Source organism: Streptomyces sp. B6B3, from assembly GCF_039871525.1.
In the GTDB taxonomy this organism is placed as follows: domain Bacteria; phylum Actinomycetota; class Actinomycetes; order Streptomycetales; family Streptomycetaceae; genus Streptomyces.
On sequence record NZ_JBDPLU010000015.1, the window covers coordinates 159,905 to 176,648 of the forward strand.

The following is a 16,744-nucleotide window of genomic DNA, read 5'->3' on the forward strand; positions in this document are numbered from 1 at the left end:
TGCCCCGGGAGCCCGGGACATCGGGCGGCCTAGCGTCCTGAGGAGCCGCGCCGACCACCGGTGCGTTCGTCCTCACCGCCGGGAGCCACCGTGAGCAGCCAGCCCCAGCATCCCGACCATCTCTACGTTCACGACTTCCTCGGCGTCAGGGACGAGGTGGTCGCGCTCCACGGGTGGGACCACTCCCTGGACGACATGTGGTGCCACGTTCTGCCACCCGGGCACTACTCGCGACCGCAGGGCTGGAAGATCCACCTCTCGGCGACGCCGCGCTCCGCGGTGCCCGCCCTCCGGGCCGCCGCCCGGGTGCTGCTCGAACGCGGCGTCGCCTTCAAGTTCGCCAAGGGCGTCGCCCAGCTGCGGCAGCTGCTCTCGGTGCGCTGCAACCGAGGCAGCGGCGGCAAGTTCATCACCGTCTACCCGGAGGACGACCGGCAGTTCGCGGAGCTGGTCGAGGAACTCCACCAGGCCACCGAGGGCATGACCGGCCCGAAGATCCTCTCCGACCGCCGCTACCGGCCGGACAGCCTGGTGCACTACCGCTTCGGCGGCTTCTCCGGCCGGCAGCAGATCCTCGACGCCGACGGCTCCTACGTGCCGATGCTGGTCACCCCCGACGGCAGCTGGTTCCAGGACAAGCGCGAGGCGTGGTACGCGCCGGTGCCCTGGGCGAAGCCGCCCCTCCCCGACCCGACCCCGGCCCGGGGCGCGGAGGAGCGCGGCCAGCAGCAGGTGCTGCTCGACTCCCGGTTCGCCGTCTTCGAAGCGATCCGGCACTCCAACCGCGGCGGGGTCTACCGGGCGAAGGACGGGCGCACCGACCGGACCGTCGTCATCAAGGAGGCCCGCCCGTACGTCGCGGCCGAGTTCGACGGCACCGACGCCCGCGACTACCTGCGCAACGAGCACGAGATCCTGCGGCTCTTCGAGGGCATGGGCATCTCGCCCCGCCCGGTGTCGCTCTTCGAGTACCAGGACCACGTCTTCCTCGCCGAGGAGGAGGTCCCCGGCGTGACGCTGCGGGCGTGGGTGGAGCGTCAGGTGCGGGAGGATCCCGAGCACCTGATCTCGGTGGACGCGGTGCTGCCGATGGCCCGGCAGCTGGTCACCCTGGTCGCCACGGTCCACGACAAGGGCCTGGTCTTCCGCGACCTGACGCCGAACAACGTCATGGTCACCCCCGACGACACCCTGGTGCTGATCGACACCGAGTTCGTCACCCGCCCCGGCGAGCAGGTGACCCGGGTGATGACGATGGGGTACGTCGCGCCGGAGGAGATGACCGGCCCGGCGCGCTACCCCGCGCCGGAGCAGGACACCGACCTGTACAGCCTGGGCGCGTCGCTCTTCTTCCTGTGCACCGGGGTCCACCCGCTGCTGGCCGAGGACGCCTCCCCCGAGCCGCGCCCGCTCGACGACCGGCTGGCGTTCCTGGTGAACGCGGTCGCCGGCACCAGCCCCACGCTGCGCGCCTTCGCGCCGGTGGTGCTCGGCCTGCTGCGCCAGGACCCGCGGCAGCGCATCGGGCTGCCGCGGGTGCGGGAACTGCTCGCCGCGATGCCGCGGCAGCCCGACGCCGAGGGCGACGTCGTCCCGGTGGCGTCGGCTCCCGTGCGGCTGCCTGCCGACGAGCAGCAGCGGCTGCTGGACGACGCCGTCCGCGAGCTGATGACGGCGATGACGCCGGACGACGAACGGACCCTGTGGCCGGCGGTGCCCTACGACGGGCGGCTGTTCGACTCGTTGAGCCTGCAGGCGGGCTGCGCCGGCTCGATCGACGCGTTGCGGCGCACGCTGGCCCTCAAGAGCACCGACGGGACCGGCGAGCCCGACGGAGCCGGCGGGGCCGACGCGGTGCGGCGTGCCCTGCGGACCTCGGTGAGCTGGCTGGAGGCCCGACTCCGCCAGGACCAACGGCTCCTGCCCGGTCTCTTCTTCGGCCGCGCCGGCACCTGCTGGGCGCTGTACGAGGCGGCCGAGGCGCTGGGAGACGAGGGCGCCATGCGGCGCGCGGTCCAGCGGGTGAAGCGGCTGCCGGTCACCTGGGCCAACCCGGACATCACCCACGGCGTGGCGGGCTCCGGCCTCGCCCAGCTGCACCTGTGGCGCCGCACCGGCGACGAGGAGTTGGCCCGGCGGGTGGCGATCTGCGCCGAATCGGTGCTGGCCGCCCGCCCGTCCAGCGGGTCGACGCTGTGGCCGCTGCCCGAATCGCCCAACGGCCGCGCCGCGACCGGCCCGACCCACCTGGGGTACGCCCACGGGGTCGCCGGCATCTGCACGTTCCTGATGACGGTCGCCCGCGAGCTGGACCGGCCCGAACTGCTGACGACGGCCGTCGACGGCGGCGACTACCTGCTGTCCGTCGCCCAGGAGGTGGGGGACGGCGTCACCTGGCCGGTCGCGCCCCCGGAGCCGGGCGAGACGCCGGAGGACGGGGTGTGCTGGTGGTGCAGCGGCGCGTCCGGCATCGGCACCTTCCTGATCCGGCTGTGGCGGGCCACCGGCGAGACGAGGTACCGCGAGGCGGCGCACCGGGCGGCGGTGGCCACCCGTGCCGAGAAGTGGTTCCTGTCCGCGAGCCACTGCCACGGCGTCGCCGGCAACGCCGAGTTCCTGCTCGACATGGCGGCGGCCACCGGCGAGCGGGTGTACCGCGACTGGGCCGAGGAGTACGCCACCTGCCTGGCCCGGCTGTGCGTGCAGCGCGACGACCGCCTCGTCCCCATCGACGACGTGTCCCTGAAGACCACCTACAGCTACAACCTCGGACTGGCCGGTTCGATCGGGTTCCTGCACCGGCTGCGCCACGGCGGCGAACGCTGGTGGATGGTGGACGACTTCGCCCTGGCGCCGGAGGGCCAGCGGTGAGCGGTGCCGCGCCCGCCGTGGCGGACCAGTCCCAATCCTCGGCCCCGCTGTGGGCGGCCCTGACCACCCTCAGATCGCGCTTCGGCTTCCGTTTCTCCGCCACCGGACAACGGGCGGCGGCCCTGGTCACCGACGGCCACGGCCGGATGTTCCTGGAGTCCTGGGACCTCCGCGGCGACACCCCGGGCTGCCGGGCGCTGCCCGGTTTCGAGCGGGCCGCGTCCAACGTCCCGCTGCGGGGGCGGCCCACCGACGTGGTGCCGTTCGACGACGGCTCCGTGCTGGTGCTGGTGGCCAGGGCCGGTGCCCACGATGTGGTGGCCGTGCTGCCCGACGGCGAGGAACGCCCCCTGGGCTCGGTGCCGGGAGACCACGTCACGCTCGCCGCCCCGCCGGACGGCCGGCCCGGCGCGCTGCTCCTGGCCCGCGTCGGGAACGACCCGGACGCCGCCTGCACGGCGTGGACGCTGACGGGCTCCCCGGCCGGCCTGGCCGGCCCGCCGATGCGGGTCGGGACACTGCCCGCGCTGCTGCTGATCGGCGGCGGCTGGCTCGACCCGGCCGGCGAGCGGTTCGTGGTCAACGTCCGTGCCGCCGGCCGCATCCGCCCCGCCGCCTTCCACGTGCGCGACGGCGGCCACGACTTCCTCGACCCCGGCCCCAACGACCCCAGCGAAACCGGCGGCGACACGGTGCTGCTGACCGCGCCCGAGGGCGGCGCGCTGCTGACGGCCACCGAGCGGAACGGCCGGCACGTGCTGCGCGCCGGACCGGCCTCCGGCCCGTTGCACACCCTTCTCGCGCCGGAGCGGCTGGCCGGCGAGGTCCGCCCGTTGGCCCTGCGCGGGGATGGCAGGTGGGCGCTGCTGCGCCGCACCAGTGGTCTCGTCTGCGACCTCTTCCTCCTCGACACCCACCGCGACGCCGTCCATCCCCTCGCCGCGCCCACCGGCCGGGTCCTGGGCCCGGCCGCCTGGCGCGCGTCCGCCGGCGGCGCCGACGCGGGGTCGCCACGGCTGTGGTGCGTGTCGGTCGGCGCCGACACGCCCGCGCGGCTGCTGGGCGCCACCGTGTCCGTCGGCAGGGCCGGTGCCGGGGCCGGTGACGCGCGGTGGGTGGAGGCCGACGACGGCACCCCGGCCGGCCGGTGGCCCTGGGCACCCGGCCACGTGCGGAACTTCCCGGGACCGGCGGGCGACGTCGAGGCCCTGGTCTGCGGCCACGAGGACTGGCGCACCGCCCGGCACGTCGTGCTGGCCCTCCACGGTGGGCCGGCCGGCATGTGGCGGCTCAAGTTCCACCAGCTGTTCCAGGTCTTCGCCGACGCCGGCGTCACCGTCATCGCGCCCAACCCGCGCGGCAGCATCGGCTACGGGCAGGCGTTCCACGAGCACGTGGTCAACGCCTGGGGCGGCCCCGACCTGGCCGACGTCCTGCACCTGGCCCGTCATATCCGCCGCCACCGGCCCGCGGACCACGAACCGCCGGCGCTCTACGGGCACAGCTACGGCGCGTTCCTCGCGCTGCTGGCGGCGTGCGCCGAGCCCGAGCTGTGGTCGCGGGTGGTGGCCGTCGCACCGTTCCTGTCCGGCGAGTCCCTGTACGGGGACGCCACGCCGCCGGTCCGCGCCATGATCGACCGGCTCGGCGGGCGGCGACGGGTGGTCGACGAGCACGGCCCGCGCGACCTGGCCGAACCCGGCCGGCTGTCCCGGCTGCGCGCGCCCCTGCTGATCCTCCACGGCGACCGGGACGACGTCGTCCCCGCCGGCCAGTCCCGCGCGCTGGCGCGGCGGCTGGCCGAACGGGGCGCGGTGCCGGGCGTGGACTTCCACCACCACGAGGTGAGCGGCGCGGGGCACACCCCGCTGGACGGCTCCCAGAGCCTCCACCTGGCCACGGCGCGGTTCCTGGCCGCGGGCGGGTGGAGTCCATGACCGCGACGAACAAGGAGGGGAGGTGAACGACGACATGACACTGGATCTGGAGGCCCTGCAGGAGATGCGGGCCACGGAGGAGAGCGCCGGCCTGGCCGACTGCTGCCCGCTGCCCGACTGGCTGTACGCCACGAGCTGCTGCGAGATGAGCGTGATCACCTGCTTCGGCTGCACCTTCACGGGCTGACGCGGGCCACGTAGTCGCGACGAGCGTGGAGAGGAGGTGACTCCCGTGACGCTTTCCGTGGACGCGCTCCAAGAGCTCGCATCGACGGAGGAGGCGGCTCTGGGCGCACTGGACTGCTGCTGGAACTCGCTTACCGAGAACTGCCCCATCTTCGGGACCAGCGGCCTGACCACCTGTCACAGCTGCACCAACACCAACACCGGGTGACGGCGGGGCCGTCAGCCGTCCGTCACTGACGGAAGGAGAAGACCATGGCCATCGATGTCGAGTTGCTCCAGCGGCTACCGGAATCCGAGGAAGCCGCGAACTCGGAGGAGGGCTGCTGCGGTTTCGGCAGCGTTCTGACCTGCCCTGCCTACACCTTCGATTTCTGATCTCGAAGGCACCCCGGCGGCTCTGCCGAGCCGTCGGGGTCCGCGGTCGGCGGGCCGGAGCACCGGCACGTCGGAGCACCGGCAGGCCGGATCAGGGACAGGCCGGATCAGCGGCAGATCGGACTGGCTGACACGACCCGGCGAGGTGAGGACTTCCATGCAGCAGCGTGATCGGCTCCTGTGGCAGGTGGCGCGATCGACTGGCGGCTGGACGTCGCTGTTCCTGGGGGCGGCCCTGCTCGACGCCGCCGCCTCCCTGGCTCTGCCGATGGCGCTGGCCGCGGCGATCGACGCCGCGCTCGGCGGTGACTCGACCGGTCCCGCCCTGGTCTGGCTGGTCACCCTGCTGGCCGTCTCCACCCTGGCCCAGGTCGCGGCCGAGCTGGTCGAGGCCACCACGGCGGCGCGGGCCACGGCGCGGCTGCGGCACCGGGCGCTGGGCCACCTGTTCGCCCTCGACCTCGGCGGGCAGCGGCGGTTCGCCGAGGGCGACCTGCTGAACCGGCTGCTCCAGGGCACCGCGGAGACCGCCAAGGTCGGTCCCTCCCTGGCCGGGGCCGCCGTCGCCCTGCTCACCTCGGTGGCCGGCATCGTCGCGCTGCTGCTGATCGACCCGGTGGCCGGCGCGGTCTTCCTGCTGGGTGCCCCGGTCGTGTGGCGGCTGGCCCGGGGCTTCCTGGGCAGCTCGACGGAGCTGACCGAGCGTTACCAGGCCGCCTACAGCGCGCTCGCCGCCCGTTTCGTGGACGCGATGAGCGGGGTGCGCACCCTCCGCGCCAGCGGCACGGTCGGCCGGGAGACCCGCCGCGTGCTCGTCCCGCTGCGCGAGCTGCGCCGCCACGGCGAGGCGCTGTGGAACGCCCAGCGGGACGTGGGCTGGCGGCTCGCCCTGCTGGTGGCCGTGCTCCAGGTCAGCGTTCTGGCGACGGCCGGACACGGGGTGATCGCCGGGCGGGTCAGCCCCGGCGAGCTGATAGCGCTCAACACCTATCTGGGCTACGCCTTCGGCGTCTTCCGGCAGGTCGGCACCCTGGCGCACCTGGGCAGGGCGCGCGGTTCGGCGGCCGGCATCAGCGAGGTGCTGCACACCCCGGCGCCCGCCGGGGGCGACGGCACCGGCGTCGGCCCGCCGCTGCCCGCCGGCAGGGGCGCGGTGAGCCTGCGCGGGGTGCGGGTGACCGAGGGAGACCGCGCGCTGCTCGACGGCGTCGATCTCGACATTCCGGCCGGCGCCACCGTCGCCGTCGTCGGCGGCTCCGGCGGCGGCAAGTCGACGCTGGCCGCGGTCGTGGGCGGGCTGTGGCGGCCCGACGCCGGTGCGGTGACCATCGACGGCATGCCGCTGTGGCAGGCCGACCAGCGGTCGGTGCGGGACGCCGTGGCCCACGCCTTCGAACGGCCGGTGCTGCTCGGCGAGACCGTCGCCGACGCCGTCGCCTACGGCGACCGGCCGGTGCCGCCGGACGCGTTGCGCGGGGCGCTGCGCGACAGCCGCGCCGAGTCGTTCGTCGAACGGCTGCCGCTCGGCCCGGCCACGCCCGTCGCCGGGCTGCGGCTCTCCGGCGGTGAGCTGCAGCGCCTGGGCCTGGCCCGCGCGCTCTGCCGGGACGCCAGGATCCTGGTGCTGGACGACACCACGTCGAGCCTGGACACCGTCACCGAACGGGAGGTCTCCCTGGCCATGGACCGCGCCGCGCGGCACCGCACCCGGCTGGTCGTCACCCACCGCGCCGCCACCGTGCGCCGCGCCGACCTGGTGGTGTGGGTGGAGGACAACGGGATCCGGGCCATGGGCAGCCACGAGGCGCTCGCCGCCGACCCGGACTACCGCGGTCTCTTCCAGCAGGCCCCCGGCGACGCCGGCGAAGACGCCCCGCTGTTGGGGGAGACCCGAACGGCAGAGCCTCGAACGGCAACGCCGGAGCCCCGAACGGTGGAGCAGACATGACGGTGACGGCCAACGCCAAGCCCAGCGGCCGGACGCTGCTGCGCCCGGCACTCGCCGCCCAACGCCGCGCCCTGCTGGTGCTGGCGGCCTGGTCGCTCCTGGAGGCGGCCCCCGTCCTGCTGTCCGGCCAGCTCGTCGCCGCCGCGCTCGACCACGGCTTCCTGGCCGGCGAACTGGCCGCGGGGCTGGCGTTCCTCATGCTGTACGGCGCGAGCATGGTGCTGGGCGCCTGGGCGGCCCGGCACGCCGTCATCCCGCTCGCCGCCGTCGTGGAGGCCGCCCGCGACGCGCTGGTCCGCGCCGTCGTCCAGGCCCGGCTGGCCCACGCCGTGCGGGACGGCGGCCCCACCGACGCCAGCACGGTCGCCCGGCTGACCCGGCAGACCGAGGGCGTGCGGCAGATCCTGGCGTTGCTGCTGATGACGGTCCGGACCGTGGTGTTCTCGCTCGGCGCCGCGCTCGCCGGCCTGGCCACGCTGCTGCCCCAGCTGGCCGGCGTGACGCTGGTGTGTCTCGCCGCCGCCGGCGCGCTGCTGGCGCTGCTCTCGATCCTCTTCCGTAGGCGTTACCGCGAGGCGCTGGTGGCCGAGGAGCGGCTGGCGGGGAGCGCCGGCCACGCCGTGTCCGGCCTGCGGGACGTGCTGGCGTGCGGCGGCGCGGGCACGGCGACACGGCACCTCGGACACGACGTGGAGGCCAACGCGGCCGCCTCCGTGGCGGCCGCCCGCATCGGGGCCTGCCGGATCGGGGTGGTGGTGATCGGCGCCCGCGTTCCGCTGGTCGCGACCCTGGCCATGGCGCCGTGGCTGTTGCGCAGCGGCGCCGTCACCCCGGGGCAGGTCCTCGGCGCGGTCACCTACCTGGTCTCCGGGCTCGAACCCGCGCTGCGGCTCTTCGCGCAGAGCCTGGGCAACATGGGGGTCCAACTCCAGGTCCTGCTGCGACGGCTCGCGGAACACACGGCCGAGCCGCCCGCACCGCCCGGCCCGCCCGACGCCGCCCCACCCGGCCACGACCAGGCCCCGTCCCTCTCCCCGTCCCTCTCCCTGCGCGGCGTCACCTTCGCCTACGGCCCGCACTCCGCGCCGATCGTCGACGACCTCGACCTCGACGTCCCGTACGGCGACCATCTGGCGATCGTGGGACCCAGCGGCATCGGCAAGTCGACGGTGGCCAACCTGATGGCCGGCCTGGAGTCCTGCCGACGCGGCGAGATCGCGCTCGGCGGCGTCCCGCTCGGCGCGCTGGCCGAACCGCAGCTGCGGGAGGCCGTCGCGCTCGTCCCGCAGGAGTCCTACGTCTTCGCCGGGACGCTGCGGGAGAACCTCGCCTACCTCGCCCCCGAGGTGTCCGACGACGAGCTGGTGTGGGCCGCCGACGCGGTCGGGCTGGCGCCGGTGGTGAAACGGCTCGGCGGGTTCCACGCGACGATCGGACAGGCCGCCGCCCTGTCCGAGGGGGAACGCCAACTGATCACGCTCGTGCGGGCGTACGTCTCGCCGGCGCGGGTGGTGATCCTCGACGAGGCCACCTGCCACCTGGATCCGGCGGCGGAACGACGCGCGGAGGAGGCGTTCTCCGCCCGCCCCGGCACGTTGATCATCATCGCGCACCGGATCAGCTCCGCGATGCGGGCCCGCCGGATCCTCGTGCTGGACGGGCGTTCCGCCCGGATCGGCGACCACCACGCGCTGCTGCGCGACTCGCCGCTCTATGCCGACCTGGCCAACACCTGGGCCGCCGTCCCGGACCGAACCACGGCCTGACCTCGCTCGTGAAAACGCTGCAAACGGCGCAACCCGAAGACGGCCGGGGGCTACTGGCGCGTAATGCGCGAAGCGGACGTCGGCCGGCACCGGTTCGAACTTCTCTTCCCCGACGCGTGATACTCGTCAGCAACCTGCGAAGGACACGCACGGACTGACGACGACGAGGCGGGGGCACGTTGAAACCACTGGAGCCGGACGATCCGCAGAAACTGGGGCAGTACCGGCTGTTGCGGATGCTGGGTGCCGGAGGCATGGGGAAGGTATTCCTCGGCCGTTCGCCGCAGGGGCGCATCGTCGCCGTCAAGCTGATCCACCCTCAGTTCGCCCTGGATCCGGCCTTCAGGAGCCGCTTCCAACGGGAGATCGCCGCCGCACAGCGGGTGGGCGGGGAGTGGACCGCGCCCGTGCTCGACTCCGACACCGAGGGGCCGATCCCGTGGGTCGCCACGGACTACATCGCCGGCCCGCCGCTGTACGACATCGTGACGCAGTTCGGCGTCCTGCCCGAGGCCACGCTGTGGCGGCTGGCCGAGGGCCTGGCCCACGCGCTCACCGCCATCCACGACAGCGGCCTGGTGCACCGCGACCTCAAGCCGTCGAACGTGCTGGCCACGGTGGACGGCCCCCGGGTCATCGACTTCGGCATCGCCCGCGCCGTCGACGCCAGCGTCCTCACCAGGACCGGAACGGTGGTCGGCTCGCCCGGCTACATGTCCCCCGAGCAGGTCAGAGGCGAACGGCTGGACGCCGCCAGTGACGTCTTCAGCCTGGGCGCGACGCTGACCTACGCCGCCACCGGCGCCGGTCCTTTCGACACCGAGGACGGCTCCGGACACGCGCTGATGTACCGGGTCATCAACGAGGCGCCCAACCTCGGCAACCTCGCCGGCCCGCTGCGGGACCTGGTGGCCGCCTGCCTGGCCAAGCACCCGGGGGAACGTCCGACTCCGCGGGACATCGCCACGGCGGCACTGGCCCACCGCACCAGCGGACCCTGGCTTCCCCCGGCGCTGACCGATCAGCTGCTCCGCGACACGGTGCAACTGCTCACCATCGAGGAACCCGAGCGGGGCGAGGTGGCGGAGCCGCCCGCGGAGCCGCCCTCGGCTCCCGGCGATGCGCCCTCCGCCGTCTCGTCCGTGTCGTCCGTCCCGCCTGTCTCGTCCGTGTCGTCGGAGACGATGCACCTGCGCCTGCCGGAGGAACCGGCGCGGAACCAGGAGGCGGACGCGGAGCCGCCGGCGCCGTCCATCGACGCGCCCGTCGGCAGCCCGTCGGACACGATGCAGCTGCGCGTCGTCGAGGAGCCCCCACGGGATCGGGGAGCGGCGGACACGGAGCCTCCCGTGCCGCCCCACGGGGCCCGGCGCCGGGCCACGGCCGCTCAGCGCCGCCGGCCCGACGTCGTGCTGGTGGCGCTCAGCGTGGTGGCGACCGTGGTGACGGTGTTGCTGGTGGTGACCGCCCTGCGGGCCGGTGGCGGCGACCGGGGTGTGGAGGCCGACGCGACGACCACGGAGTCCGCGGGCTCGGCGGAGGACGGTTCCGCCGACGACTCGCCGGGGCGCACGGCCGAGGGCTCGGAGGGGGGCGAGTCGGGGCGCCCGAGCGGGGACCCGTCCGGCAGCCCGAGCGACGACGCCTCCGGTGACGGGGACTCGGACGGCGGTGACACGTCAGGGGGGACCTCCGACGGCGGCTCGTCGTCCGGCGGCTCGGACACGGACACCTCGGGTGGTTCGTCGGACGGCTCGTCCGGTGGTTCGTCGGACGGATCCTCGGGTGGTTCCTCGGACGGCTCGTCCGGCGGTTCGTCCGACGGCTCCTCGGGCGGAGACGGCTCGGACGGCGGGTCCTCCGACGGCTCCTCGGGCGGCGGCTCGGACGGCGGGTCCTCCGGTGGCGGGGGACTGAACGACCAGGTCGACCGGGACATGGTGGGCACGTGGGAATCGAGCTCCGACGTCCTCACCTATGACGGCAGCAGCTGGACGATCGACCTCATGGGGTGCTTCTACACGCTCGAACTGGCGAGCGTCAGTGACGCCGGCCGTTCGGTGCACCTGAACGGCACCTCCGGCGGTTGCGGAACCTGCGACGTCAACTTCTGGCTGGAGGGCGCGGACACCGCCGGCATGAACGCCTTCGACTCCTACGGCGGCGCGATGAGCGCGTCGATGTACCGGGTCTGAACCGCGCGACCGCGGCGGGGCCGCGCTGTTGCGTCGGGGCGTGCATCGAGGGCGTTGAATCGGCGGCGTTGAATCGGTTCACCCGGTTGTCGCGCCGTCCGGCCGGCCGCCTGACCAGCCGCTCCGCGCCGCGCGGCGCGGGTCCGGATCTCCACCTACGCTGGTGGGAGGAGGTTCAGGATGAACGAGGCCACCTCCCGGTATCTGTCGATCGCCGACCACGGGCTGATCGGGGACCTGCGCAGCGCCGCCCTGGTGGGCACCGACGGCACCATCGACTGGTACTGCTGCCCCCGCTTCGACTCGCCCAGCGTCTTCGGCGCCCTGCTGGACGCCGAGCGCGGCGGGTCGTTCGAGCTCGCCGCCGACGTGCCGGTGTTGCGGACCCGGCAGTTCTACTTCCCCGACACCAACGTCCTGATCACCCGCTTCTTCACGCCGGACGGCGTCTGCGAGATCCAGGACTTCATGCCGGTCGAGACTACCCCCGGCGACACCACCTCAGGCGACGAGGCCGAGCGGAACCGGGTGATCCGTCGCGTGGTGTGCGTGCGCGGCGTGGTGCCGTTCCGCGCCCACGTGGCGCCCCGGTTCGGCTACGGCGCGGAGCCGCACACCGTCGAGGCGGGGCAGCGGGACCAGGTGGTCTTCTCCGGGCCGGAGCTGTCGCTGGCGCTGACCGCGACGGTGCCGTTGACCTGCGACGACCGCGACGCCTCGGCGCGTTTCACGCTCCGCGAGGGAGACGCCGAGGTGTTCGCCCTGGACCGGATCGCCCCCGGCGAGCCGCCGCGCGCCTGCCCGCGCTCCGAGGCGACCGAGCAGTTCGCCGCCACGGTGGCGTTCTGGCGGCGGTGGCTGTCCGCCTCCCGCTACCGGGGCCGCTGGCGGGAGATGGTGCACCGCTCCGCGCTCACGCTGAAGCTGCTCACCTACGCCCCGACGGGCGCGATGGTGGCCGCGCCCACCACCAGCCTGCCCGAGCAGATCGGCGGCGAGCGCAACTGGGACTACCGGTACGTGTGGCTGCGGGACGCGGCGTTCGGCGTCTACGCCCTGCTGCGGCTCGGCTTCACCGAGGAGGCCGCCGCGTTCATGACGTTCCTGTCGGAGACCGCAGAGCGCTGCTCCGGGCCGGAAGGAGGCGCGGCGGGCGCGCCGAGCGGCCCGTTGCAGATCATGTACGGCATCGACGGGCGCCGCGACCTGCCCGAACGGATGCTGGGACACCTGTCGGGCCACCGCGACTCGGCGCCGGTCCGGGTCGGCAACGCCGCCGCCGGCCAGCTCCAACTCGACGTCTACGGCGCGCTGATCGACTCGATCTACCTCTACGACAAGTGGGGCGAGCCGATCTCCAGCGACCTCTGGGACGGCGTCTGCGGCCTGGTGGAATGGGTCTGCGAGCACTGGGACCAGCCCGACGAGGGCATGTGGGAGACGCGCGGTGGTCGGATGCGCTTCAGTCACTCGCGGCTGATGTGCTGGGTCGCCGTCGAGCGGGCCATGCGCATGGCCCGCCGGCGCGGCCTGCCCGCCGACCTGTCGTACTGGGGTGGTCGACGGGACGAGATCTACCGCCGGATCATGGCCCGTTGCTGGTCCCCCGAGCGGAACGCGTTCGTCCAGCGCGAGGGCGGCGACGTGCTGGACGCCTCGGTGCTGATGATGCCGCTCACCAAGTTCGTGTCGCCCACCGACCCGAGGTGGCTGTCCACCCTCGACGCCCTCGGCGAGGAACTGGTGTCGGACTCGCTGGTCTACCGCTACGACCCGGCGATCAGCCCCGACGGGCTGCGCGGCTCGGAGGGCACCTTCTCCATCTGCTCGTTCTGGTACGTGGAGGCGCTGGTGCGCGCCGGCCGCACGGACGAGGCCCGGCTGGCGTTCGAGAAGATGCTCACCTACGCCAACCACCTCGGCCTGTACGCCGAACAGGTCGGCCACACCGGCGAGCAGCGCGGCAACTTCCCGCAGGCCTTCACCCATCTGGGCCTGATCAGCGCCGCCTTCAACCTCGACCGGGCACTCGACTGATCTGACTGATCCGATCCGGGGTGTTTCAGCTCCCTCGTCGGTAGCGGCCCGGGGAGGTGCCGTGGGCGCGTCGGAACGCCTTGGCGAAGGCGTACTCGGAGGTGTAGCCGACCCGTTCGGCGACGCGGTGAAGGGGTCGGTCGTCCTCGCGGAGCAGCCGCGCGGCGACGGTCATCCGCCACCAGGTCAGGTAGGCGAGCGGTGGCTGGCCGACGAGTGCGGTGAAACGACGGGCGAACGGGGAACGGGACAGGCCGGCGGCGGCGCCCAACGAGGCCACCGTCCACGGGTGCGCCGGGTCGCGGTGGACGGCGTGGAGGGCGGCGGCCACGGCCGGGTCGCGCAGCGCGGAGGCCCATCCGGGCCCGGGGCGGTGCCGGACCTCCTCGTCGTGCCAGGCGCGCAGCGCGTACAGCAGCAGGGTGTCCAGGAGCGCGGGGACGATGCCGGCGCTGCCCGGCCGGGGGCGGTCCACCTCGGCGCCGAGGAGGCCGACGGCGGCGCGCAGCTCGGGGTGGGCGCCGACCCGGGCGGGCAGGTGGACCACCTCGGGAAGCTCGGCGAGCAACGGGTGCGGGCGGATCCGGTCGACGAGGTACCCGCCGCAGAGCAGGACCGTCGCGGCGCGGTCGCCGTCCGGCGGGGGCGAGCCCGCGTCCGAGGCTGCCGGCTCGCCCGCGTCGCCCGGGTTCGGGTCGCTCGGATCGCCCGCGTCGCGCAGCAGGGTCTCCGGGTCGTCGGCGAGACCGTGGGCGTGGCCGTGCGGGAGCAGGACGAGGTCGCCGACGCCCAGCCGGAACGGGGCGCCGCGGGGCGGCAGCAGCCAGCAGGCCCCCTGGAGCACGACGTGGAATCCGGCGCCGCGGAACGGCCGGAAGCGCACGCCGTAGGGGCCGGCGAAGCGGGTGCGCGACGAGTGCGGCCGCCCGGTGCGCATGGCCGCCACCGCGTCGCTGAGCACGTCCATTCCGGGACCGTAGCGCCCGAGCCGGGGGAGCCGGGGCGCGGAGGATGATCGGACAGGCACCCGGGACTGCCGGGCATTCAGCGTCCCGCCGTCCGGACCTAGCGTGCTCGTCATGACGGAGATCGCGGTGTACGGGGCGAGCGGGTTCACGGGGCGGCTGGTGGTAGCCGAACTGGCGCGCCGGGGCGTGCGGGTGGTGTTGGTCGGACGGGACGAGGGACGCCTGCGGCGGGTGGCGGTCGCGGGGACTGCCGCGGGGACGGACGCCGATGTGCGGGTGGCCGGGGTCGAGGAGCCGGCGGTTCTCGTCGCGGCGTTTGACGGCTGCGCGGCGGTGGTCAACTGCGTCGCGCCCTTCGAGTCGTTCGGCGAGCCGGTGGTGCGGGCGGCCGTGACCGCCGGTTGCCACTACGTCGACACCACGGGTGAACAGCCCTATCTCAAGCGCGTGTTCGACACGTTCGGCGAGGCGGCGGAAGGGGCGGGGGTCACCGTGGTCCCCGCGCTCGCGGACGACGGCGGACCCGGAGACCTGATCGCGCACCTCACCGCGGCGGCCCTGGGCCGGGACGCGCCCGTCGAGTCGCTGACGATCGCCGACCTGCGGCTCCCCGGCGGCGTTTCCCGGGGTACGGCGCGCACGGCGTTGGCCAACCGCCGCCTGTGGGGCCGGGACGGCGGCCTGCACTGGGTGGACGGCGCCTGGCACCGGGGCACGGTGGCGCGGTGCGAGACGGTTCCGGTCCCCGAGGTGGGGGCGGAGGGAGAGCGCGGCGAGCTGAAGGTGGCGCCGTTCGCGCTGCCCGGCATCGTCACCGTGCCGCGCCATGTGCCAGCCCGCAGGGTCGAGGCGGTGATGCGGGCCGAGGTCGCGCCGCTGTTCACCGCCCTGAGCGAGGAACTCGTCGAGGCGCTGCCGGACGGTCCGGGACCGGCGGAGCGGGCGGCGGCGCGCTGGCTGATGGCGGCGTACGCGGACGGCGCTGACGGCCGGCGGGCGCGAGGCGCGGTGACGGGCACCGACGGCTACGGCCTGACGGCGGTGATCGCCGTGGAGGGCGCCCTCCGGCTGGTGGCCGGCGGATCGGCTCCGGGCGTGCTGGCGCCGTCCCAGGCGTTCGACCCCGCGGACTTCCTGGCGGGGCTGGAGCCGCACGGCGTTCGTTGGAGCGTCCGGGCGTGAGGGCGGACCCCGCCGGGGCGCTGGGGGCTCCGGCGGGGTCCGGTCTGGGTTTCGGCGTTGGTCAGGCGGTGTCGGGTGTGGTTGCCGTGGGTTGTCAGATGCCCCAGGCGTGGTGGAGTCGGTCGACCATGCTGGTGCTGCGTACGCGGAGGGTCAGGTTGGTGCCGCTGCCTTCGAGGGCGTAGAGGGAGTACCAGTCGTAGTCGGGGCGTTGGGTGTGCTTGCCGCCGAGGGCGGGCCAGTAGACGGCGCCCATGTCGTGGTTGCGGACGGTGTCGGTGGCGGCGCGGATGTAGCGGACGAAGTTGTCGGTGCTGTTGGCGTCGTTGTAGTTGCGGCCGTCGTCCGTCGGGGCGCCGAACTCGTCGAGGACGGTGCGTGATCCGCAGTTGCCGATCCGGGCGGCGAGGGTGTTCATCCACTGGTCGTAGGTCATCTCGCCGTGGAAGAACGTGTACGAGTGGAGCGAGAGGTAGGTCCCGTCGAGGCGGCTGTCGGCGCAGACGCCGGTGACGTCCTGGTTGAATCCGCTGCCGCTGACGAAGATCCGGTTCCTGGGCACCTCCGGGCGGTTGGCGATCCAGGTGGCGGCGATGTTGGCCCAGTCGCCGGCGCTGTAGCCGTGGGGCTCGTTCATCAGCTCGAAGTGGACCCGGCTGTTGGATCCCCATCGGTCGACGACGGCGTCCCACATCGCGTTGAAGCCGTTCATGTCGTCGATCCGGCCGTTGGGGGAGTTCCCCTCCCACATGGAGAGGATCACGTTGAAGCCGGCCTCGGTGGCGGCGTCGACGGCCCCGGCGTAGCGGTCGCCCCACGCCGTGCCGGGCACGGAGTCGAAGTTGATGGGCAGCCGGACGGTGTTGGCGTCGATCGTGCTCGCGAAGCCCTCGATGACGGCGGCCGCCTTGGCCTTGACGGTGTCGTAGCTGTCGGACTCGCTCAGCCCCTCGGGGACGACGGGGTCGTCGGTGAAGTTGTCGCCGGGCATGGCCCAGTTCACGCCCCTGAAGTCGGCGGCGGCCAACGGGGTGGGTTCTGCGGTTGGTTCGGCCGCCGCGGACGTCAGAGCCGCGGCTGGCACGGCGACGAGGGCGGCGAGCGTGGCCGCCAGGGCGCGGCGCCGGCGGCGGTGGGAACGGGCGTCGGGTGCGGTGGAGTGCGACATGATCGTCCTCTCGTCCTCTCGTCCTTGGGTCCTGTGGGGGGCCACCGGCGTGACGGTCCGGTGGCCCGGCCTGCGGGCTGGAAGGGGTGGGCTGGAACGGCCGGCGGGCCG

General features: G+C 74.1%; 11 protein-coding genes. 9 read left to right on the top strand and 2 right to left on the bottom strand.

Translation table 11 applies throughout. The features are described from left to right. Window positions 1–90 precede the first annotated feature (90 nt). The 8 genes from lanL to ABGB06_RS27410 all read left to right on the top strand — a co-directional run bounded on the left by lanL (window position 91) and on the right by ABGB06_RS27410 (window position 13,315). Complete coding sequence (gene lanL, locus ABGB06_RS27375; RefSeq protein WP_347594090.1) at window positions 91–2,871, top strand: class IV lanthionine synthetase LanL; 2,781 nt, start codon at window positions 91–93, stop codon at window positions 2,869–2,871. Continuing rightward, entirely contained in the window at window positions 2,868–4,808 is a 1,941-nt protein-coding gene (locus ABGB06_RS27380; RefSeq protein ID WP_347594092.1) for an alpha/beta fold hydrolase, read from the top strand. The genes lanL and ABGB06_RS27380 overlap by 4 nt, the downstream gene beginning before the upstream one ends. Before the next feature lie 22 nt (window positions 4,809–4,830). Then, the gene (locus ABGB06_RS27385) at window positions 4,831–4,995 is read left to right on the top strand and encodes a hypothetical protein (protein WP_347594094.1); all 165 of its coding nucleotides are present in this window, start codon (window positions 4,831–4,833) and stop codon (window positions 4,993–4,995) included. Window positions 4,996–5,246: 251 nt separating this feature from the next. Then, a complete protein-coding gene (locus ABGB06_RS27390; RefSeq protein ID WP_347594096.1) occupies window positions 5,247–5,369 on the top strand; it encodes a hypothetical protein in 123 nt (40 codons plus the stop codon). A 157-nt stretch (window positions 5,370–5,526) separates the two neighbouring features. Beyond that, window positions 5,527–7,317 carry an ABC transporter ATP-binding protein gene (locus ABGB06_RS27395; protein WP_347594098.1) on the top strand — a complete coding sequence of 597 codons (1,791 nt, stop codon included), beginning with the start codon at window positions 5,527–5,529 and terminating at the stop codon, window positions 7,315–7,317. After that, entirely contained in the window at window positions 7,314–9,083 is a 1,770-nt protein-coding gene (locus ABGB06_RS27400; protein ID WP_347594100.1) for an ABC transporter ATP-binding protein, read from the top strand. The genes ABGB06_RS27395 and ABGB06_RS27400 overlap by 4 nt, the downstream gene beginning before the upstream one ends. Before the next feature lie 179 nt (window positions 9,084–9,262). After that, entirely contained in the window at window positions 9,263–11,278 is a 2,016-nt protein-coding gene (locus tag ABGB06_RS27405) for a serine/threonine-protein kinase (protein WP_347594102.1), read from the top strand. Window positions 11,279–11,458: 180 nt separating this feature from the next. Next, window positions 11,459–13,315, top strand: coding sequence for a glycoside hydrolase family 15 protein (locus tag ABGB06_RS27410; protein WP_347594104.1), 1,857 nt, complete (start codon window positions 11,459–11,461; stop codon window positions 13,313–13,315). A gap of 25 nt (window positions 13,316–13,340) precedes the next feature. On the opposite strand, the gene ABGB06_RS27415 is transcribed toward ABGB06_RS27410, so the two are convergent. Then, window positions 13,341–14,282: an AraC family transcriptional regulator gene (locus tag ABGB06_RS27415; protein WP_347594106.1), complete on the bottom strand. Its 942-nt coding sequence runs from the start codon at window positions 14,280–14,282 to the stop codon at window positions 13,341–13,343. Between the two features lie 112 nt (window positions 14,283–14,394). On the opposite strand from ABGB06_RS27415, the gene ABGB06_RS27420 reads away from it, so the two are divergent. Then, window positions 14,395–15,465 (top strand): saccharopine dehydrogenase NADP-binding domain-containing protein, encoded by a 1,071-nt coding sequence (locus ABGB06_RS27420; RefSeq protein ID WP_347594108.1) that lies wholly within the window; start codon window positions 14,395–14,397, stop codon window positions 15,463–15,465. A 94-nt stretch (window positions 15,466–15,559) separates the two neighbouring features. Here ABGB06_RS27420 and ABGB06_RS27425 read toward each other — a convergent pair whose 3' ends face one another. After that, on the bottom strand, window positions 15,560–16,633 hold the full coding sequence (locus ABGB06_RS27425) for a cellulase family glycosylhydrolase (RefSeq protein WP_347594110.1): 1,074 nt from the start codon (window positions 16,631–16,633) through the stop codon (window positions 15,560–15,562). Window positions 16,634–16,744: the final 111 nt, after the last annotated feature.

Bases quoted from the DNA above. Each gene is read 5' to 3' on its own strand.
- ABGB06_RS27390 (WP_347594096.1), top strand. From the start codon at position 5,247: ATGGCCATCGATGTCGAGTTGCTCCAGCGGCTACCGGAATCCGAGGAA.
- ABGB06_RS27395 (WP_347594098.1), top strand. From the start codon at position 5,527: ATGCAGCAGCGTGATCGGCTCCTGTGGCAGGTGGCGCGATCGACTGGC.
- ABGB06_RS27400 (WP_347594100.1), top strand. From the start codon at position 7,314: ATGACGGTGACGGCCAACGCCAAGCCCAGCGGCCGGACGCTGCTGCGC.
- ABGB06_RS27410 (WP_347594104.1), top strand. From the start codon at position 11,459: ATGAACGAGGCCACCTCCCGGTATCTGTCGATCGCCGACCACGGGCTG.
- ABGB06_RS27415 (WP_347594106.1), bottom strand. From the start codon at position 14,282: ATGGACGTGCTCAGCGACGCGGTGGCGGCCATGCGCACCGGGCGGCCG.
- ABGB06_RS27420 (WP_347594108.1), top strand. From the start codon at position 14,395: ATGACGGAGATCGCGGTGTACGGGGCGAGCGGGTTCACGGGGCGGCTG.
- ABGB06_RS27425 (WP_347594110.1), bottom strand. From the start codon at position 16,633: ATGTCGCACTCCACCGCACCCGACGCCCGTTCCCACCGCCGCCGGCGC.